18 protein-coding genes are annotated in these 19680 nt (G+C 73.0%); 3 read left to right on the forward strand and 15 right to left on the reverse strand.

Going from position 1 to position 19680, the window contains the following annotated elements:
* Nucleotides 1-107: 107 nt before the first annotated feature.
* From ACFWWU_RS28325 to infC, 8 genes are all read right to left on the reverse strand, one after another.
* A complete protein-coding gene (locus ACFWWU_RS28325) occupies nucleotides 108-263 on the reverse strand; it encodes a hypothetical protein (protein WP_384149093.1) in 156 nt (51 codons plus the stop codon).
* Between the two features lie 66 nt (nucleotides 264-329).
* Nucleotides 330-2858, reverse strand: coding sequence for a phenylalanine--tRNA ligase subunit beta (pheT, locus tag ACFWWU_RS28330; protein WP_384149095.1), 2529 nt, complete (start codon nucleotides 2856-2858; stop codon nucleotides 330-332).
* Nucleotides 2858-3985, reverse strand: coding sequence for a phenylalanine--tRNA ligase subunit alpha (gene pheS, locus ACFWWU_RS28335; protein ID WP_384149097.1), 1128 nt, complete (start codon nucleotides 3983-3985; stop codon nucleotides 2858-2860). The genes pheT and pheS overlap by 1 nt, the downstream gene beginning before the upstream one ends.
* A gap of 169 nt (nucleotides 3986-4154) precedes the next feature.
* The gene (locus ACFWWU_RS28340) at nucleotides 4155-5333 is read right to left on the reverse strand and encodes an ATP-binding protein (protein WP_384149099.1); all 1179 of its coding nucleotides are present in this window, start codon (nucleotides 5331-5333) and stop codon (nucleotides 4155-4157) included.
* An 81-nt stretch (nucleotides 5334-5414) separates the two neighbouring features.
* Entirely contained in the window at nucleotides 5415-6254 is an 840-nt protein-coding gene (locus tag ACFWWU_RS28345) for a TrmH family RNA methyltransferase (protein ID WP_384149101.1), read from the reverse strand.
* A gap of 112 nt (nucleotides 6255-6366) precedes the next feature.
* Nucleotides 6367-6753 carry a 50S ribosomal protein L20 gene (gene rplT, locus ACFWWU_RS28350; protein WP_024760684.1) on the reverse strand — a complete coding sequence of 129 codons (387 nt, stop codon included), beginning with the start codon at nucleotides 6751-6753 and terminating at the stop codon, nucleotides 6367-6369.
* A 109-nt stretch (nucleotides 6754-6862) separates the two neighbouring features.
* Nucleotides 6863-7057, reverse strand: a complete 195-nt coding sequence (gene rpmI / locus ACFWWU_RS28355; RefSeq protein WP_024760685.1) for a 50S ribosomal protein L35 — start codon at nucleotides 7055-7057, stop codon at nucleotides 6863-6865.
* Between the two features lie 121 nt (nucleotides 7058-7178).
* Nucleotides 7179-7880, reverse strand: coding sequence for a translation initiation factor IF-3 (infC, locus tag ACFWWU_RS28360; protein WP_384149220.1), 702 nt, complete (start codon nucleotides 7878-7880; stop codon nucleotides 7179-7181).
* 357 nt (nucleotides 7881-8237) lie between these two features.
* On the opposite strand from infC, the gene ACFWWU_RS28365 reads away from it, so the two are divergent.
* Nucleotides 8238-8615, forward strand: a complete 378-nt coding sequence (locus ACFWWU_RS28365; protein ID WP_055644482.1) for a DUF1844 domain-containing protein — start codon at nucleotides 8238-8240, stop codon at nucleotides 8613-8615.
* 15 nt (nucleotides 8616-8630) lie between these two features.
* Here the strand turns inward: ACFWWU_RS28365 and ACFWWU_RS28370 are convergent, their stop codons facing one another.
* The 3 genes from ACFWWU_RS28370 to ACFWWU_RS28380 all read right to left on the reverse strand — a co-directional run bounded on the left by ACFWWU_RS28370 (nucleotide 8631) and on the right by ACFWWU_RS28380 (nucleotide 12585).
* Nucleotides 8631-9362, reverse strand: a complete 732-nt coding sequence (locus tag ACFWWU_RS28370) for an SseB family protein (protein WP_384149104.1) — start codon at nucleotides 9360-9362, stop codon at nucleotides 8631-8633.
* Between the two features lie 92 nt (nucleotides 9363-9454).
* Nucleotides 9455-10570, reverse strand: coding sequence for a type VII secretion-associated serine protease mycosin (gene mycP, locus ACFWWU_RS28375; protein ID WP_384149222.1), 1116 nt, complete (start codon nucleotides 10568-10570; stop codon nucleotides 9455-9457).
* Between the two features lie 182 nt (nucleotides 10571-10752).
* Nucleotides 10753-12585 carry a hypothetical protein gene (locus tag ACFWWU_RS28380; protein WP_384149106.1) on the reverse strand — a complete coding sequence of 611 codons (1833 nt, stop codon included), beginning with the start codon at nucleotides 12583-12585 and terminating at the stop codon, nucleotides 10753-10755.
* A gap of 122 nt (nucleotides 12586-12707) precedes the next feature.
* On the opposite strand from ACFWWU_RS28380, the gene ACFWWU_RS28385 reads away from it, so the two are divergent.
* Nucleotides 12708-13910: an amino acid deaminase/aldolase gene (locus ACFWWU_RS28385; RefSeq protein ID WP_384149108.1), complete on the forward strand. Its 1203-nt coding sequence runs from the start codon at nucleotides 12708-12710 to the stop codon at nucleotides 13908-13910.
* 6 nt (nucleotides 13911-13916) lie between these two features.
* Here ACFWWU_RS28385 and ACFWWU_RS28390 read toward each other — a convergent pair whose 3' ends face one another.
* From ACFWWU_RS28390 to ACFWWU_RS28405, 4 genes are all read right to left on the reverse strand, one after another.
* Nucleotides 13917-15164, reverse strand: coding sequence for a haloacid dehalogenase-like hydrolase (locus tag ACFWWU_RS28390; protein ID WP_384149110.1), 1248 nt, complete (start codon nucleotides 15162-15164; stop codon nucleotides 13917-13919).
* A 93-nt stretch (nucleotides 15165-15257) separates the two neighbouring features.
* Complete coding sequence (locus tag ACFWWU_RS28395) at nucleotides 15258-16040, reverse strand: 3-oxoacyl-ACP reductase (protein WP_384149112.1); 783 nt, start codon at nucleotides 16038-16040, stop codon at nucleotides 15258-15260.
* A gap of 6 nt (nucleotides 16041-16046) precedes the next feature.
* Nucleotides 16047-17402, reverse strand: coding sequence for an aldehyde dehydrogenase family protein (locus tag ACFWWU_RS28400; RefSeq protein ID WP_384149114.1), 1356 nt, complete (start codon nucleotides 17400-17402; stop codon nucleotides 16047-16049).
* A gap of 75 nt (nucleotides 17403-17477) precedes the next feature.
* A complete protein-coding gene (locus tag ACFWWU_RS28405; protein ID WP_384149116.1) occupies nucleotides 17478-18842 on the reverse strand; it encodes a glutamine synthetase family protein in 1365 nt (454 codons plus the stop codon).
* Between the two features lie 90 nt (nucleotides 18843-18932).
* Between ACFWWU_RS28405 and ACFWWU_RS28410 the strand changes: the two genes are divergently transcribed.
* The gene (locus tag ACFWWU_RS28410) at nucleotides 18933-19661 is read left to right on the forward strand and encodes a FadR/GntR family transcriptional regulator (RefSeq protein ID WP_384149118.1); all 729 of its coding nucleotides are present in this window, start codon (nucleotides 18933-18935) and stop codon (nucleotides 19659-19661) included.
* The last annotated feature ends 19 nt before the right edge of the window (nucleotides 19662-19680 follow it).

A 19680-nucleotide genomic window follows, 5' to 3' on the forward strand; every position in this document is an offset into this window, starting at 1 on the left:
TTCGCCAGGGTCCCGCCACGCGCACGGATGCCCGAACCACGAGCGGACGACCGATCCCGGCGAGCAGTGCGGGACATCCCGTCGGACGGCGCACGCCGAGGGCGCGATCAGGTCCAGGACGTGCGCTCCCTCAGCAGTTCCCTCTCGGGGACGTGCTCGGTGACGCAGGTGCGGGCGTCCCGCAGCTCCTGGGCGAGGCTCTTCGGCGGAGAGCCGACGAACCTCAGCTGGAAGTGCCGCCGCACCAGCCAGGGTCCGGCCATGAGCGTACGGCGGAGGGCCGCCCCGGTACGTACCCGGGGCGGCCCTCCGTGTCGTGCTCGTGCGGGTCAGGCGCCGCGCAGGACGGCGCCCGTGCGCTCGGTCGCCAGGGCGACGGCCGCGTCGCGGGCCGCGGTGGCCTCGTCGACCGTGAGGGTGCGGTCCGTGGCGCGGAACTTCAGCGCGTACGCCAGGGACTTGGTGCCCTCGTCCAGCTGGTCGCCGGTGTAGACGTCGAACAGGCGGATGGACTCGAGGAGCTCACCCGCGCCCTCGCGCAGCGCGGTCTCGACCTCGGCGGCCGGGACCTCGGTGGCGACGACCAGGGCGACGTCCTGGGTGGCGACCGGGAAGGAGGAGATCCGGGGAGCCTTGAGCGGGCCCTCGTTCGCCTTCTCCAGCAGGTCCAGGTCGATCTCCATCGCGCAGCTGCGGGCCGGGAGCCCGAACGCCTTCACGACGCGCGGGTGGAGCTCGCCGGCGTGGCCGACGAGGACCTTCTCGCCGTCGATCTCGGCGTGGAAGGCGGCGCAGCGGCCCGGGTGCCACGGGGCGTGCTGGTCGGCGCTGATGATCAGCTCGACCCCGGCCTCGGCGGCCACGGTCCGGCCGGCCTCGACCGCGTCCGCCCAGTCGGACGGACGGCCCTTGCCCCACCAGCCGGCCTGCTCGCGCGCACCGGCGAGGACGACCGCGGCGCGGCGCGGCTGCGCGGGCAGCGCGGCGTTGACCACGGCGACGTCCTCGTCGGTGGGACGGCGGTCGACGGGCAGCCGGACGGCGACGCCGGGCTGTCCCTCGGGCCGGAAGACGAGACCGGTCTCGAAGAGCGCCAGGTCGTGGCTGCCCCGGCTGTCGTTGCGACGGAGCGCGCCGAGCAGGCCCGGGAGCAGCGTCGTACGGAGCGCGGGCTCCTCGTCCGAGAGCGGGTTGACCAGGGTCACGAGCCGGCGACGGGCGTCGTCCGCGTCGAGACCGAGGTGGTCGAGAGCCTGCTCGCCGATGAACGGGTAGCTGAGCGCCTCGACGTAGCCGGCGCCGGCCAGGGCGCGGCCCACGCGGCGGTGGGTGCGCTGGCGCTCGGTGAGCCCGCGGCCGGCCGGGGGCTTCGGCAGCGTGGAGGGCAGGTTCTCGTAGCCCTCCAGACGGATGACCTCTTCGGCGAGGTCGTTCGGCTCGTTGAGGTCGGGGCGCCACGAGGGCACGGTGACGACGAGCTCGTCCTGGCCGTAGACGTCGCAGCCGACCTCCTGGAGGCGGCGGACGACGGTCTCACGGCCGTAGTCGACTCCCGCGACCTTGTCCGGGTGGTTCGCCGGCATGGTGATCGTGCGCGGCGCGGACGGGGCGCTGATCTCGGTGACGCCGGCCTCGGCCGTACCGCCCGCGAGCAGCACGAGCAGGTCGACGGTGCGCTGCGCGGCGGCTGCGGCGGCCTGCGGGTCGACGCCACGCTCGAAGCGCTTGGACGCCTCGGAGGACAGCTTGTGGCGGCGGGCGGTGCGCGCGATCGAGATCGCGTCGAAGTGCGCGGCCTCGATGACGACCTCGGAGGTGCCGCTGACGAAGCCGGTCTCGGGGTCCGTCGCCGGGTCGGCGATCTCCGTGTTCGCGCCGCCCATGACGCCGGCGATGCCGATCGGACCGCGGTTGTCGGTGATGACCAGGTCCGCCGCGTCCAGGACGCGGACGGTGCCGTCAAGGGTGGTGATCTTCTCGCCGGCCTCGGCGCGGCGCACCCCGATGGGGCCGTCGAGACGGCTCCGGTCGTAGGCGTGCAGCGGCTGGCCGAGTTCCAGCATCACGTAGTTGGTGACGTCCACGGCCAGCGAGATCGGGCGCATGCCGGCCTTCTGCAGGCGGCGCTGCAGCCAGATCGGGGAGCGCGCCTCGGGCGCGAGGCCGACGACGGTGCGCGCGGTGAAGCGGTCGCAGCCGATCGGGTCGGAGACCTGGACCGGGTAGCCGTACGCGTTCGGCGCGGGCACGTCGAGGAGCGCCGGGTCGCGCAGCGGCAGGCCGTACGCGATGGCGAGCTCGCGGGCGATGCCGCGCAGGGAGAGGCAGTAGCCGCGGTCCGGGGTGACGGCGATGTCGAGGACCTCGTCGTACAGCTCCAGGAGGACCGTGGCGTCGATGCCGATCTCGTACTCCGGCGGGAGCACGATGATGCCGTGCGTGCCGTCGTCGCCCATGCCCAGCTCGTCGCCGGAGCAGATCATGCCGCGGGACACCCGGCCGTACGTCTTGCGCTCGGCGATCCGGAAGTCACCGGGGAGGACGGCGCCGGGCAGGGCCACGACGACCTTGTCGCCGACGGCGAAGTTCCGGGCGCCGCAGATGATCTCCTGGGGCTCGCCGGTGCCGTTGGCCTGGCCGACGTCGACGGTGCAGAAGCGGATGGGCTTCTTGAACTCCGTCAGTTCCTCGATGGTGAGGACCTTGCCGACCACCAGCGGGCCGGTCAGGCCGGTGCCGAGCTGCTCGACGGTCTCGACCTCGAGGCCTGCCGAAATGAGTGCGGCCTGGACGTCTCGGCCGGTCTCCGTCGCCGGCAGGTCGACGTACTCCCGCAGCCAAGAAAGCGGGACCCTCATCAGATCTCCATCCCGAACGGCCGGGTGAACCGGATGTCACCCTCGACCATGTCTCGCATGTCGTCGACGTTGTGGCGGAACATCAGCATCCGCTCGATGCCGAACCCGAAGGCGAATCCGCTGTACTTCTCGGGGTCCACACCGCAGGCGACGAGCACCTTCGGGTTGACCATGCCGCAGCCGCCGAGCTCGATCCAGCCCTCGCTGCCGCAGGTGCGGCAGGGACGGTCCGGGTTGCCGACGGACTCGCCGCGGCAGACGTAGCAGAGCATGTCCATCTCGGCGGACGGCTCGGTGAAGGGGAAGAAGTTCGGGCGGAGCCGGGTCTTCATGTCCGGGCCGAAGAGCGCCTGGACCATGTGGTCCAGGGTGCCCTTGAGGTCGGCCATGGTCAGGCCCTCGTCGACGGCGAGCAGCTCGATCTGGTGGAAGACCGGGGTGTGCGTGGCGTCGAGCTCGTCGGTGCGGTAGACGCGGCCGGGGCACACCACGTAGACCGGGGGCTCCCGGTCGATGAGGGTGCGGGCCTGGACCGGCGAGGTGTGCGTGCGCAGGACGACGCCGGACTCGTCGCCCGTGGTGCCTTCCGGCCCCTGGACGAAGAACGTGTCCTGCATCTGGCGCGCCGGGTGGTCCGGGACGAAGTTGAGGGCGTCGAAGTTGAACCACTCCGCCTCGACCTCGGGGCCCTCGGCGACCTCGTACCCCATGGAGACGAAGACGTCCGCGACGCGCTCCATGAGCGTCGTCAGCGGATGCCGGGCGCCGGCCGGGACACGGTCGTACGGCAGGGTGACGTCGACGGCCTCCTCGACGAGGACGCGGGCGTCCCGCTCGGCCTCCAGCTCGGTCTGGCGGGCTGCGAGCGCCTTGGAGACGGCGCCGCGGGCCTGGCCCACGACCTTTCCTGCGGCGGCCTTGGCCTGCGGGGGCAGGGCGCCGATCTCGCGATTGGCGAGCGCCAGCGGCGAGGTGCCACCGGTGTGCGCGGTCTTCGCGTGCGCGAGCGCGTCGAGGTCGCCGGCGGCCGCGAAGGCGGCGAGCGCCTCGTCCCGCATGCGCTCGATCTCTTCCGGTTTCAAGGCCTCGACCTCGACCGGGTCGTACGACTTATTCGGTGCCGACATCTCTTCCCGTGCTTCCGTTTGGCTGGCTGGGCGCGGCCCCGCTCGACGACAAGGGCGCAAACGTGCCAAAGGTCGAGTCTAACGGGGCGCTCGGACGGTGATGAGCCCGTGGGCAGGCTGGGCGGCCTCTGATCTCGTCTGGATCTTGTCTGAAACTGGTCAGATCTCGTCAGATGAGATGGGCCGGGGTGCCGACGGGCAGGGTAAATCGGAACTCGGCCCCGCCGCGGGGGCCCCGTCCGACGGTGATGGTGCCGCCGTGGGCCTCGACGATGCCCTTGACGATGTAGAGGCCGAGGCCGGTGCCGCCGCGTTTGCTGCCCCGCCAGAAGCGGGTGAAGACGCGGCTCATCGACGCTTCGGGGATGCCGGGGCCCTCGTCGCTCACGGTGACCTCCGTCCCCTCTTCTCCGTCGTCGCCCGCGGTACCGGGTGCCACCTCGATGGTGACGGTTCCGTCGCCGTGGCGCACCGCGTTTTCCAGGAGGTTGCCGAGGATCTGGTCGATCTTGTCGGGGTCGGCCCAGAGCGCGGGCAGCTGCGGCCTGATCCGTACGAAGAAGCGGTCCGGGGACTGGCCGCCGGTGGTGTGGACCTGGATGTGGCGGCCGATGGCGGCGGCGAGGTCGACGGGCTGGCGGCGCACCTCAAGGCGGCCGGAGTCGATCCGGGAGATGTCGAGGAGCTCGGCGATGAGGCGCTTGATGCGGCCCGCGTCGGCGTCGACGGTCTCCAGCATCAGCCGCTTCTGCTCGTCGGTGAACCGCTCCCACTTGTCGAGGAGGGTCGCGGTGAACCCCTTGACGGAGGTCAGCGGGGAGCGCAGCTCGTGGGCGACGGTGGCGATGAGCTCGGCGTGGCTGCGCTCGGTGCGGCGGCGGGCCTCGGTGCCGCGCAGGGAGACCACGACGCGGCGGACGGGGCCGGTGGGGTGCTCGCGGACGTACCGGGCGGAGACGAGGACCTCGCGGCCGCCGGGGAGCAGCAGATTACGCTCGGGCTGGCCGCGGCGGGTGGCGAGTCCGCCGTACGGGTCGGTCAGGGTCCACCAGCGGCGCCCCTTGAGGTCCTCCAGGGGGAGGGCCTGGTCGAGGGGGAGGCCGAGGGCCCGGTCGGCGGGTACGGCGGTGATGCGGCCGGCGGCGGCGTTGAAGCAGACGACCCGGCCGCTCTCGTCGGCGATGACGAGACCGTCGGGCAGGTCGTCGGGGTGGACCCCGGCGAAGGCGGTGGTGGTGTCGGCGGTGGAGACCTGGTCGTCCGCGGGTGTTCCGGCGGCTCCGGGCTCCTCCGGGGCGTGCGGCGCGGCGCTCCGTGCCTGTGCGGGACTGTCCGTGCCGACCGTCATCCCCGTATCCCACCCCTCCGTGTAGCGCAGTGGGCCCCCGAAACGGTCACTCTACTGGGCGGGGACGCCGGAATGGACCCTTCAGGCGGAGGTTCGGGGGCGCTGGGCGCGGGCGGAGGCGTACAGGCAGACGGCGGCCGCGGTGGCGAGGTTGAGGCTCTCGGCCTTGCCGTGGATGGGGACGCGGACGACGGCGTCGGCGAGGGCCCTGGTCTCCTCGGGCAGGCCCCAGGCCTCGTTGCCGAAGATCCAGGCGGTGGGCCCGCCCATGGTGCCGGCGTCCAGTTCGTCGTCGAGGTCGTCCTGGCCCGCTCCGTCGGCGGCGAGGATCCGTACGCCGGCGCTCTTGAGCCCGGCGACGGCCTGCTCCACGGGGACGCCGACGGCGACCGGCAGGTGGAAGAGGGAGCCGACGGAGGCGCGGACGGACTTGGGGTTGTACAGGTCGACCGAGGCGTCGGTGAGGACGACGGCGTCGGCGCCGGCGGCGTCGGCGCAGCGCAGTACGGTGCCGGCGTTCCCGGGGTCGCGGACGTGCGCGAGGACGGCGACCAGCTTGGGCCGGGCGGCGACGATCTCCTCGAAGGGCGAGTCCAGGAAGCGGCAGACGCCGACGATCCCCTGCGGGGTGACGGTCTGGGAGACCTCGGCGAGGACGGCGTCGGAGGCGTGGTGGACGCGGGCTCCGGAGGCGAGCGCGGCCTCGATGATCGGGGCGTACCGCTCGGCGGCCTCGACGGTGGTGAAGAGCTCGACGAGGGTGGGTTCCCCGCTCGCCCCGCGGTGGTCGACGGCCTCACGGACGGCCTGCGGGCCCTCGGCGATGAAGAGGCGGTCCTTGCCCCGGAAGGTGCGCTTGGCGAGCCGCCGGGCGGCGACGACGCGCGGGGAACGCGGGGAGATCATCTCGGGGGTGACCATGGGGTGCGGCGGTTCTCTCTTCGAGGGGGACGGCGACTTCGGGGGCCGACGCACCCGGACCCGCAGGCGCACGCGCCTGCGGGTCCGGGCAGAGGTACTGCGGCCTGGAAGATCAGGCGGCGGCCTTCGGGGCGTTGACGTCGGCCGGCAGAGCCTTCTGCGCGACCTCGACCAGCGCGGCGAACGCGTTGATGTCGTTGACGGCCAGCTCGGCGAGGATCTTGCGGTCCACCTCGATGTTGGCGGCGTTCAGACCCTGGATGAGGCGGTTGTACGTCATGCCGTTCTGACGGGCAGCGGCGTTGATGCGCTGGATCCACAGACGGCGGAAGTCGCCCTTGCGCTTCTTGCGGTCGTTGTAGTTGTAGACCAGCGAGTGGGTGACCTGCTCCTTGGCCTTGCGGTACAGGCGCGAACGCTGACCGCGGTAGCCGGAGGCCGCCTCGAGGATTGCCCGGCGCTTCTTGTGGGCGTTGACTGCCCGCTTGACGCGTGCCACTTGTTAACTCCTTGTAGCGGGGTCGTGGTGGTCCTCACACGACCCGAAAAACGAATGGATCCCGGTCTCAGCCGGATGCCCCCGTCGTCGCCGAGGGCGGGAGATCAGATCAGATGCCCAGCATCTTCTTGATCTTGGCGGCGTCACCCGGGGCCATCTCGGCGTTGCCGGTGAGGCGACGCGTCAGCTTGGACGACTTGTGCTCGAGCAGGTGGCGCTTGCCGGCGCGCTCGCGCATGATCTTGCCGGTGCCGGTGACCTTGAAGCGCTTCTTGGCACCGGAGTGCGTCTTGTTCTTCGGCATCGCGCCGTATCTCCTCGTCAGTGGCGCTCCCCCGGTGCGGACACCGGACTGCCGGGAGCGTCATTCTTCGTTTGGTGGTTCCGGGCGGGTCCCGGGGCTGCCTGGGTGGCAGCCCGTCGGGTCACGCCTCGGGGTTCTCGACCGGAGCGTCGGCCTCGGCCTCGGCCTCGGCGACCGGAGCGTCGGTGGCCTCGGTCTGCTCGACCTGGGCCTCCTCGACCTCGGCGTCGGACGCCTCGTCGGCGGCGACGCCCTGGCGCTCGGCCTTGCGTGCGGCCTGGGCCTCACGCGCCTCGGCCATGGCCTCGGTCTTCTTCTTGTGCGGGCCGAGAACCATGATCATGTTCCGGCCGTCCTGCTTCGGGTTGGACTCGATGAAGCCAAGCTCCTCGACGTCCGACGCCAGCCGCTGAAGCAGCCGGAAACCAAGCTCGGGGCGGGACTGCTCACGACCACGGAACATGATCGTGATCTTGACCTTGTCGCCCTGCTTGAGGAACCGGACGACGTGACCCTTCTTGGTGTCGTAGTCGTGCGGGTCGATCTTCGGCCGGAGCTTCATCTCCTTGATGACCGTGTGCGCCTGGTTCTTGCGCGCCTCACGGGCCTTCATGGCCGACTCGTACTTGAACTTCCCGTAGTCCATGAGCTTGCACACGGGCGGACGGGCGGTCGCCGCGACCTCGACCAGATCGAGGTCGTACTCCTGTGCGAGCTCCAGGGCCTTGGCAAGCGGAACAATCCCGACCTGCTCGCCGCTGGGTCCGACAAGTCGCACCTCGGGAACGCGAATCCTGTCGTTGATGCGGGGCTCGGCGCTGATGGATCCTCCTAGGTAGCACCACGCGACCGCCTGGCGGACGGACGCGCAACGTCTGTTTCTCTGAGACCAACCGAGCCGGTACGCAAAAAACGCCCCGGACGGGACACAGGCGGGGCTCCATGGAAATACCGGAGCACCGACGCGATCAACCGCGGGGCGCAAACTCGGGCGGTTCCATCGTCCGTACGGAACGATGGGGACCACCTGACCGGTGACCCACCACCCGCGAGGGTGGTCAGGTGGGAGTACGGAGCCTCCACTTGTGGGCCGGGCACACGCGTGTCCGGCCGGTCGTTACACAAGGTTAGCAGGACCCGGCGGTCTCCGCTAACCGAGGAGCGGCCTATCGTATGAGGCATGAGCGAGACGCCCCAGAACGAGTCCGCGGACTCCCCTGAAAACCCCGACTTCGACGCCATGACCCGCGACATCGCGGAGGTCCCGGCCGTCGAGGTGATCGTGACGGTCGCCGTCAACCTGATGAGCGCCGCCGCGGTGAAGCTCGGGCTCACCGAGGAGGGCGACAAGTACAAGGACCTCGACGAGGCCCGCAAGCTGGTGCACGCGCTCGCGGGTCTGCTGGACGCCGGCGCGACGGAGGTCTCCTCCTTCCACGCCGCTCCCCTGCGGGACGGCCTGAAGTCCCTTCAGCTCGCCTTCCGCGAGGCGTCCCTGATCCCGGACGAGCCGGGCCAGGGTCCTGGCGAGAAGTACACCGGTCCGGTGTACGGCTAGGACTTCTCTCCGTTACTACCGCTTGACGTAGAAGGGCTCGCCCGGAGGCGTGGCCGAGGCCGGCAGCAGTGCCAGGTCGAGGCCCCGCACCAGGCGGGCCCTCAGTGTTTCGTCGGCCGCGAGGGCGCGGGCCACGCGCTGGGCGGCCTCCGCCGGGGCGGCGTCCCCGGCGAGGACCAGGGCCAGGGTGCCGTCGGCGCTGCCGGGGCCCAGATGGGCGCGGACGACCGCGGGTTCGGCGGCGACGGCGGCCCGTACGGCCTCCCGTACGGCCGGGTCGTCGAGCGGGTCGACGCTGGAGCGGCCCTCGGCGAGGGCGAGCAGTGCCGGTCCTGTCAGCTGGTACGGGACGGGGCCCGCGAGGTCCAGGACGACGGTGTCGGCCTTCTCGTGCGCGGCCGCCTGGAGCGCCTGGTGGAGCGGTACGGCCACCGGTCGGGCCTCCGGGTCCCACAGGGCGAGCGAGGCGATCGAGGTGAAGGCGGGCAGGGCCCGGCGGTCGCCCGCGGTGAGGGTGGGGACCGCCATGTCGCTGGTCTTCTCGCGGCGCAGGCCGTTCTCGTCGGTCTCGACCTCGCCGAGGAGGGCGACCACGGGGACGAGCAGCCGGGCGCCCTTGAGCGCTTCGAGGACCGGGCCGTGGGCGGTCCCGTCCTCCGCCCAGGCCGCGAGGGCCGCGGCGAGCCGCGGGTCGGCGGTGCCGTCGTCGTCGGAGAAACCGGGGTCCGGAATGTTCTTGAGCGCCACGCACCGAGCCTAACGGGCTACGGGCGCGGTCCTGTCCGCCGGGTGGTCGGCGAGGGCACTCGCCACGGCGTCGGCTGGGCCGGGGCGGCTCGTCAGCGGGTGCGCCTCGTGCGCCCGAGGACGACGGCGGTCAGGAGCAGCAGGGCGCCGAGTCCTCCGGCGGCGGGGGCCAGCAGGCCGAGGGGACGGCTCTCCTCGACCGCGGGGGTCGGGCCGGGGCCGAAGTACTGCCCCCGGTAGCCGGTGGCGACGTTCTTGGGGTCGCCGCCCTTGCGCGCGGCCCCGGCCTTGATGGCGGCGGCCGGGTCGACCGTCCCGTACCCCTTGGCGTCGCTGCGGCCGCCCTTGGGGCGGTTGCGGGCGGTGTCGATGAGCAGCTGCTTGATCTGGGCCGGGGTGAGGTCGGGGTGCGCGGACCTGACGAGGGCGACGGCGCCGGAGACGAACGCGGCGGCGGCGCTGGTGCCCCAGCCCTCGTAGTAGCGGCGGTCGGGGTCGGCGATGACGATCTCGAGGCCGGGGGCGCTGACCGTGGCGTACCAGCGGCGGGTGGAGAACGAGGCGTGGGTGCCGTAGCGGTCGACGGCGGTGACGGCGATGACGCCGGGGTAGGCGGCGGGGTACGAGATGTGGTCGCCCTTCTCGCCGCCGTTGCCGGCGGAGGCGACGACGGAGACGCCCTTGGCGAGGGCGTACTGGACGGCGGCGTCCTCGCCCGCGTCGGGGTGGGCGGACTTGGAGTCGTCGCCGAGGGAGAGGTTGATGACGTCGGCGCCGTGGTCGGCGGCCCAGCGGATGCCCTCGGCGAGGGCGGTGCCGCGGGTCTTGCGGGCCTTGTCGCGGGCCTTGTCGCTGCTTTCCAGGATGACCCGGACGGGAAGGATCTCGACGTCGGGGGCGATGCCGAGGACCCCGCTCTCGTCGCCGGGGCCGTGGCCGTGCCCGGCGATGATGCCGGCCATGGCGGTGCCGTGGCGGGCCCAGGCGCGGTCGCCCTTGGAGGCGCCGAATCCGATGAGGTCGCGGCCGGGGAGGACGGAGCCGGCCAGGTCCGGGTGGCCTGCGTCGACGCCCGTGTCGAGGACGGCGACCTTGATGCCCTTGCCCTTGGTGGTGCGCCAGGCCTCGGTGGTGCGCAGGGCCTCCAGGCCCCACTGGCGGGCCCGGATGGTGTCGGCGTGGGCGGGGGCGGTGGTCGCGGGCAGCACGGAGAAGGCGGCGGCGAGGAGGACGACGGTGGCCGCCCGGGCGGAGGCGGTCGTCCTGGTGAGGGCGGTCGCCTTGGTGAAGGCGGTCGCCTTGGCGGAGGCGGTCGTCCGGGTGAGGGCGGTCGCCTTGGCGGAGGCAGTCGTCCGGGTGAAGGCGGTCGTCCGGGCGGGGGTCGGGCGGGTCACCGGGCGTTCTCCTTCTCCTTGACGGTCGCGGCGACGGTCTTGCGCAGCAGCGCTTCGAAGCGGACGGTGATGCCCTTGGCCTCGTGGCCGAGGCCGGACTGGGCGGTGGCGTCGGTCCGGCCCCGGGCCATGGCCTGGTCGGCGGGCTGCGGGCGGTCGACGGCCCGGCCGTCGGCGAAGCCGGAGACGGCGGTGACGACGACGGGGAGGTCGGCGGGGGCGCTCAGCCACCAGCTCGCGCGCTGCCGGGCGCCGAAGCGGGCCGCGACGGTGGAGGGGCCGGAGAGGGCCGGGGGAACGTCCGCGCCGAGGCGGGCGGTGAGGCCGCCCTGGCCGAGGGTGCGCTGCGTGCCGGCGTCGGCGCGGGTGAAGACCAGGCCGACGGTGATGACGCTGCTGGCGGTGGCGTCGGTGTACGTGGCGCGCAGGACGCGCTCGCAGCCGAGCGGCGTGAGGGTGGCGAGCAGGCCCTTGGCCAGGACGGCGGGCGAGCAGGGCGCGTCCGGGGCGACGACGATCCGGGTCCAGGTGCGTGCGGCGGCGCCGGGCCCCGCGCCGGGGCCCGCGAGGGTGCGGGGGAAGAGGGTGTCCACGGGGGCGTTGTGCCAGAGGTCCTTCGCCTCGGTGTACCCGGCGGGTTCGGCGGGGCGCGCGGGGTCGGCGGAGGCCAGCCATATCCCGGCGAGGGCGCCGCCGATGAGCCCGACCCCGAGGACGACGCAGGCCGTGACCGCGAGCACGCGCCCGGTGCGGCGCTCGCGTACGGGGCGCAGCCGGGTCGTGGCCTCGACGGGCGCCTCGGGCGGCAGGGCGCCGGCGAGCCCGTATCCGTACGCGGTCACGGGCGCGGGTCGCGTCGGGCGAGCCGTGCGCGGCGTGTCACGGATCGGCCGCAGCCGGGTGGTGGTCTCCACCTCCGACAGGTCGCCCGCCCCGTTCGGCGACGCCCAGGCGCGGGCGGGCGCGGGTGCCTGACGGGGCGACGGCGGCGCGGAGCCGGCGGCGGGGGTCGGGGACGCGGATCCGCGCCGTGCCTCGGAGGTGTCCGGAACGGTGTGCGGCACCGCGGTCCGGCCGGACGGCCCGCCAGCCGGGACGGCCGGAGGGACCACCGGGTTGTCGGCGGCGGGCCGGGAGGCGGGGCGGGCCGGCACGGACGACGACGCCTGGCGGGGCTGCCGCAGGGCTCCGCCGGCCGTGGCCGATCGGGGCTCCTCGGGGGCGGCCAGACGCTGCGGAGGCGCCGGCGGGGTGCCCGTGGCGGCGGGCGCCTTGGGGGCCGCGGCCGACGCGGGGTGAGGCGGTGCGGACGGGTACGCGGGCGCCGGGGTACCCGCGGCCGAGGACGGCTCGGGAGCCGGTGACGCGGCCGACGCGGGGCGCGGCGGCGCCACCGGGGGCAGGGGCGGTGGGGTGCTCGGCGCCGCCGTGGCGCGCTCGGCTCCGCCCTGGGCGGCCGGCGGCGCGAGGGGCGCGGAGGCCGGGGCAGTACTCGACGTGGAGCGCACCGGGGGCGGCGGATCGCCGGCCACAGTCGGGCGCTCGGAGGCGGGCCGGACGGTCGGCGGCGCGAGGGGCGCGGAGGCCGGGGCAGTGCTCGACGTGGAGCGCGCCGGGGCGGCCGAGCTGGGCGGGGCCGACGGGGGCGGCGGATCGCCGGCCGCTGTCGGGCGCTCGGAGGCGGGCCGGGTAGTCGGCGGGGCGAGGGGCGCGGGGGCCTGAGCGGGCCTCGGTGTGGAGCGCGCCGGGGGCTCCGGGGCCTTCGCGGGTGGGGTCGGGAGGAGGGCGTCGGTGATGCGGGACGTGGGACGTGGGTGTTCGGCGGTCATCCCCGTCCCCCGCTCGTGTCGACAATGCCCGTCACTCTACGGGCTGTTCCCCGCCGCCGAGGAACCGGGCGGACCGGGGTCGGGGGCTACCCACCCGTATACCTGTCTGGCAAGCTCGGGCCATGACTCCCCGCGCCGCCGACCGGGCCCGTTACGACCGTGCCACCGCTCACCTCGACGCGCCCGTGGCGCTCGTCGACCTGGAGGCCTTCGACGACAACGCGGCGGATCTCGTCCGCCGGGCCGCCGGCAAGCCGATCCGCGTCGCGAGCAAGTCCGTGCGCTGCCGCGCGCTCCTGGAGCGGGTGCTCGCGCGGGACGGGTTCGCCGGGATCATGTCGTTCACGCTCGACGAGTCGCTGTGGCTGGCGCGTGCCGGGTTCGACGACGTGCTGCTCGCCTACCCGTCGGCGGACCGCGCCGGCTTCGCCGAGCTCGCGCGGGATCCGAAGCTCGCCGCCGCGGTGACGGTGATGGTCGACGACGTGGCCCAGCTCGATCTGATCGACGCGTCCCGCGCGGGCGGGGCGGAGGAGGTCCGGGTCTGCCTGGAGCTGGACACGGCGCTCCAGCTCCTCGGCGGGCGGGTACGGATCGGAGCGCGGCGCTCGCCGCTGCGCACCCCCGCCGAGCTGGCCGAGGTGGCCCGTTCCGTGGTGCGGCGCCCGGGCTTCCGGCTGGTCGGGATCATGGCGTACGAGGGGCACGTCGCCGGCGTCGGCGACGCGGTCGCGGGGCGGCCGCTGCGATCGCGGGTGATCCGGCTGATGCAGGCCGCCGCCCGCCGGGAGCTGGCGGAGCGCCGGGCGGCCGTCGTCCGTGCCGTGCGGGCGGTGGCGCCGGATCTGGAGTTCGTGAACGGCGGCGGCACCGGGAGCGTGCAGCACACGGCCGCCGAGGACGCGGTGACGGAGATCGCCGCCGGTTCGGGGCTCTTCGTGCCGCGTCTCTTCGACAACTACACGTCTTTCAGCGGGCGTCCGGCCGCGCTGTTCGCGCAGCCCGTCGTCCGCCGCCCCGGTGTGGGCGTGGTGACGGTGCTGGGCGGCGGCTATCCGGCGTCCGGGGTGGCGGGCCCCGACCGGCTGCCCGTGCCGTATCTGCCGGAGGGCCTGCGGTACGACCCTCAGGAGGGTCCGGGCGAGGTCCAGACCCCGCTGCTCGGCTCGCCGGCCGACGACCTGCGGATCGGCGACAAGGTGTGGTTCCGGCACGCGAAGGCCGGCGAGCTGTGCGAGCGGTTCGAGAGCCTCCAGCTGGTCGAGGGCGACCGGATCACGGCCACCGTGCCGACCTACCGGGGGGAAGGGCAGACCTTCCTCTAGGGGCCGCTAGAAGACCGTGTCCCGCTGGTCCGGGATCACCGTGCCGTCGGGGCGGCGGACCGGTTCCGCCGTGCCGTCGCCCGCCGTGTAGCCCGTCGTGGCGCAGGGGTACGGGGTGGCCTTCTGCCGCTTCGGCTCGATGAACATGGGGTTGACGATCCAGCGGCCGTCGCCGTTCTCGTACGCCCGGCACATGAGTTCGTTCTTGTTGCGGTTGAGGACCAGCCGCAGGCCGGTGGCGTCGCGCAGGAAGGAGATGTCCGTGTCGGAGTCCCCGGCGGCGAACACCTGCCGCCGTGACGCCGGCTGGACGCGCTCGGCGGCGGGGCCGCGCACGCCGAAGATCTCCTGATTGATCCAGCAGCGTTTGCCGTCGATGTAGGTGATCATCTCGTCCTCGCCGTCCCGGACGGTGCCGCAGCCCTTGAGGTGGGCGGTGAGCCGGCCGTGCTCGGTGGTGTTGCGGATGCCGAGGGTGTGGGCGGGGTCGACCCCTACGCCCTTCGCCCAGACGTCGACGACCGGTTCGGGCGAGGCGGAGACGACCCAGACGTCGAAGCCCGCGGCCTGGAGCGTACGGATGAGGTCGCGTTGCTGTTCGTAGTAGCGGACCCAGCCGGTGACCTGGGCCGTGCCGACCCGCTGGGTGGCGCCCTGCGGCGCGGCCAGGTTCTCGGCGCGGGCCGCGGCGGCGAAGGACTCGACCTGGCGGGTGGTCCAGCCGCGCAGGAGCTGGGCCAGCCAGGCGTACTGGGGTTCCATGCGGCGGTGGTCGTGGCCCGCGAAGGCGGTCTTCCCGCCGGTGGTGGTGCCCGAGCCGTAGACGGCGAGGAGCTCGTCGGCGCAGCGGGTGTCGGTGGCCGTGGGGAGGGTGCGTACGCCGGTGGGACAGGCCTCGCCGAGGGCGGCGGCGGCCTCGGGGGTGAGGTGGCGGCTGGTGGTGGACCAGTCGCCGTTCCGGGGCGGGCGGATGCGGTCGTTGCGCACGAGCCAGTAGAAGGTGGCGTCGCCGACGTCGTTCTTGATGACGGTGTTGTCCCAGTCGAAGACCGCGACGGGGTTCTTTCCTCTGGCGGCGCAGTGGTCGGCGATCAGCGCGTCGACGCGCGCCTTGTTCCCGCCGTACCAGCCCTCGGAGATCTTCAGGGTCGGGCATCCGGCGGGTTTCGCCTCGGCCTGGGTGGCGGAGACGAGGCCGGTCGCCGCGAGGGCCAGGGCGGCTGCGGCCGCGGACGTACGGAGTCGGTGGTTCATGATCACTCTCCTGTCGGGACTGTTCCGGACGCGGAACAGCCGGGCGCCTTGCGACGCCCGGCTGCCGGGTGGGGGGAGGTGGGGGGCCGGGGGCTAGAGCGGGGTGACGTACGCGCCCGAGATCCCGCCGTCGACGAGGAAGTCGCTGGCGTTGACGAAGGAAGAGTCGTCGCTCGCGAGGAACGCCACGGCCGCGGCGATCTCCTCTGCCTCGGCGAAGCGCCCGACCGGGATGTGCACGAGGCGGCGCGCGGCCCGCTCCGGGTCCTTGGCGAACAGCTCGCGGAGGAGGGGGGTGTTGACCGGTCCGGGGCAGAGGGCGTTGACCCGGATGCCTTCGCGGGCGAACTGGACGCCCAGCTCGCGGGACATGGCGAGGACGCCGCCCTTGGACGCCGTGTACGAGATCTGGCTGGTGGCCGCGCCCATGATCGCGACGAAGGAGGCGGTGTTGATGATGGAGCCCCTGCCCTGGCGGCGCATGTAGGGGAGGGCGGCCTTGCAGCACAGGAAGACGGAGGTGAGGTTGACGTCCTGGACGCGCTTCCAGGCCTCCAGGCCGGTCTCCAGGATGGAGTCGTCGTCGGGCGGCGAGATGCCGGCGTTGTTGAAGGCGATGTCGACGGAGCCGTAGGTCTCGAAGGCGGTGCGGAACAGCGCCTCGACCTCCTCCGGGTCGGTGACGTCGACCTTCACGAAGGTGCCGCCGACGGCCTCGGCCGCGGCCTTGCCGGCCACCTCGTCGATGTCGCCGCAGACGACGTTCGCGCCCTCGGAGGCGAGCCGCCGGGCGGTGGCGAGTCCGATGCCGCTGCCGGCTCCGGTGATGACGGCGGTACGGCCGACCAGGCGGCGGCAGATGATCTCTTCGGTCATGGGTGCTCAGGCCTCCGTGCTGATGAAGACGTTCTTGGTTTCGGTGAAGGCGGTCAGGGCGTCGGGGCCCAGTTCGCGGCCGAGGCCGGACTGCCGGTAGCCGCCGAACGGGGTCCAGTAGCGGACGCTGGAGTGGGAGTTGACGGAGAGGTTGCCGGCCCGGACGGCTCGGGAGGCGCGCAGGGCTCGGCCGACGTCCCGGGTCCAGATCGAGCCGGAGAGGCCGTACTCGGTGGCGTTGGCGAGCCGGATAGCGTCGGCCTCGTCGTCGAAGGGCAGGACGACGGCGACCGGGCCGAAGATCTCCTCGACGGCGCAGGGGGCGTCCTCTTGTACGCCGGTGAGGAGGGTCGGCGGGAACCAGAAGCCGGGACCTTCGGGGGCCTTGCCGCGGATCCCCTGGAGGTCCTCGGTGACGTACGAGCGGACGCGGTCGAGCTGGGCGCGGGAGATGAGCGGGCCCATCTGCGTGCGCTCGTCGAGCGGGTCGCCGACGACGATCTCCTCGATCGCGGGGGTGAGGAGCTCCAGGAAGCGGTCGTACGCGCTCCGCTGCACGAGGATGCGGGTGCGGGCGCAGCAGTCCTGGCCGCTGTTGTCGAGGAAGGCCATCGGCGCGGCGGCGGCCGCCGCCTCGATGTCCGCGTCGGCGAAGACGATGTTGGGGCTCTTGCCGCCGAGTTCGAGGGTGAGTCGCTTCACCTGGTCGGCGCACTTGGCCATGATCGATTTTCCGACCCTGGTGGAGCCGGTGAAGACGATCTTCGCGATGCCGGGGTGCTCGACGAGGGCGTTCCCCGCGACCGGGCCAGTGCCGGGGAGGACCTGGAAGAGGCCTTCGGGCAGGCCTGCCTCCAGGGCGAGTTCGGCGAGGCGGAGCGCGGTGAGGGGGGTGGTCTCGGCGGGCTTGAGGAGGACGGCGTTGCCGGCGGCGAGGGCGGGTGCGGTGGCCCAGGCGGCGATCGGCATGGGGAAGTTCCACGGCGCGATGACGCCGACGACGCCGAGGGGTTCGAGGAGGGTGACGTCGAGGCCGCCGGCCACCGGGATCTGGCGTCCGTTGAGGCGCTCCACTCCCCCGGCGGCGAAGTCCAGGAGGTCGCGGACGTTGCCGGCCTCCCAGCGGGCGTTGCCGATGGTGTGGCCGGCCTCGGTGACCTCCAGGCGGGCGAGTTCCTCGGTGTGCGCGTCGACGACGGCCGCGAAGCGGCGGAGGAGCCGGGCGCGGTCGGCCGGCGCGGCGGCGGCCCAGCCCCGCTGGGCGGCGGTGGCCCGTGCGACGGCGGCGTCGACCTCGGCCGGGGTGGCGGCGGGGACGGTGGCGACCAGCTCCTCCGTCGCCGGGTTCAGTACCTGGAGCAACTCGTTCCTCTCGGAGGCGTGCGAATCGAAGGGGTGCGAATCGAAGGGGCGCGGTGCGAAGGGGCGCGGTGCGAATCAGAGGCGTTCGAAGGAGCGGCGCAGTTCCCAGTCGGTCACCGCGGCGTCGAAGGCGTCGAGTTCGACGCGGGCCATGTTGCGGTAGTGGGCGACGACCTCGGCGCCGAAGGCGGCCTTGGCGATCTCGCTGGTCTCCCAGAGTTCGGCGGCCTCGCGCAGTGTGGTGGGGACGTGCGCGTACTCGCCGGTGTAGGCGTTTCCGGTGCAGGGCTCCGGGAGTTCGAGCCGCTGCTCGATCCCGTACAGGCCGGCGGCGACCAGGCCGGCGACGGCGAGGTAGGGGTTGACGTCGCCGCCGGGGAGGCGGTTCTCGAAGCGGGTGGAGCGGCCGTGGCCGACGACCCGGAGCGAGCAGGTGCGGTTGTCGTGGCCCCAGGCGACGGCGGTGGGGGCGAAGGAGCCGGGCTGGAACCGCTTGTAGGAGTTGATGTTGGGGGCGTAGAGGAGGGAGAAGTCGCGGAGGGCGGCGAGCTGTCCGGCGAGGAAGTGCCGCATCGTCGGCGACATTCCGTGCTGGTCGTCCCCTGCCATCACGTTCTTGCCCTCGGCGTCCTGGAGGGAGAGGTGGATGTGGCAGGAGTTGCCCTCGCGCTCGTTGTACTTCGCCATGAAGGTGAGCGAGTAGCCCTCCTGGGAGGCGATCTCCTTGGCGCCCGTCTTGTAGACGGCGTGCCGGTCGCAGGTGACGAGGGCCTCGTCGTACTTGAAGGCGATCTCGTGCTGGCCGGGGTTGCACTCGCCCTTGGCGGACTCGACGGTGAGTCCGGCGGCGGTCATCTCGTTGCGGATGCGGCGCAGGAGGGGTTCGATGCGACCGGTACCGAGGACGGAGTAGTCGATGTTGTACTGGTTGGCGGGGGTGAGGCCGCGGTAGTTCGCGTCCCAGGCCTGCTCGTAGCTGTCGTTGAAGACGATGAACTCGAGCTCGGTGCCGACGTGGGCGGTGAAGCCGTGCTCGGCGAGGCGCTCCAGCTGGCGGCGGAGGATCTGGCGGGGGGCCGCGACGACCGGGCTGCCGTCGGCCCAGGCGAGGTCGGCCGTCACCATGGCGGTGGCCTCGTTCCAGGGGAGGCGGCGGAGGGTGGCGAGGTCGGGGTGCATCGCGAAGTCGCCGTAGCCGCGGTCCCAGGAGGACATCTCGTAGCCCTCGACGGTGTTCATCTCGGTGTCGACGGCCAGAAGATAGTTGCAGCCCTCGGTGCCGTGGCCGAGGACGTCGTCCAGGAAGAACTGTGCGGCGAACCGCTTGCCCTGGAGCCGTCCCTGCATGTCGGGGAAGGCCAGGACGACGGTGTCGATCTCGCCGCTCGCGACGAGGGCGCGGAGCTCCTCGACGGTGAGCGGGGGTGTGCGGTCTGCCACGGGATTGCTCCTCCTTCGGCCTGCCGGGAGCCATAAGGTATTGCCGAAGACCATTGCTTGGGAAGTCCTGGAGAAAGGGAAACGAGGAACGTGGCCAGTACGAGTGAATCGGCGGACCGGCTGACGCCCGTGCTGCGGCCGGTGCGGGCGGGCAACGGTTTCGAGGAGGCGCTGCAGCAGATCCTCCAGGTGGTACGGCTCGGTCTCGTGCCGGGCGGGGAGCGGCTGCCCGCCGAGCGGGAGCTGGCCGACCGGATGGGGATCAGCCGGGTGACCCTGCGCGAGGTCCTCAAGGTCCTCCAGGAGCAGGGCCTCGTCGAGAGCCGGCGCGGCCGGTACGGCGGGACGTTCGTGCTGCCCCGCGTCCAGACCGCCGACGAGGACGAGCTGCGCCGCCGGATCGCCTCGGTCGACATGGAGGACACCCTGCGCTTCCGTGAGGTCCTGGAGGTGGGGGCCGCCGGGCTCTGCGCGGCCCACGGGCTCGACGCGACGGGTGCCGAGCGGCTGCGGGCCGCGGTGGCGGCGACCCATGACGCCCCCTTGGCCGAATACCGCCGCCAGGACACCCTGCTCCACCTCACGCTGGCCGAGCTCTCCGGCTCGCCGACACTGACCTCCCAGTACGCCGCGGTCCGGGCGACGGTGAACGACCTCCTTGACTGCATCCCCCTGCTCGTACGCAATCTGGAGCACTCCCAGCACCAGCACGCCGCACTGGTGGAAGCGGTCCTCGACGGGGACGCGGACGCGGCGCGCGAGGTGATGCGCGAGCACTGCGCGGGCACGGCGGCGCTGCTGCGGGGTTTCCTGACGTAGGGAAAGGGCACGCGTAACC

Origin of the sequence: Streptomyces sp. NPDC058650 (assembly GCF_042717315.1) — a bacterium.
Taxonomy (GTDB): domain Bacteria; phylum Actinomycetota; class Actinomycetes; order Streptomycetales; family Streptomycetaceae; genus Streptomyces.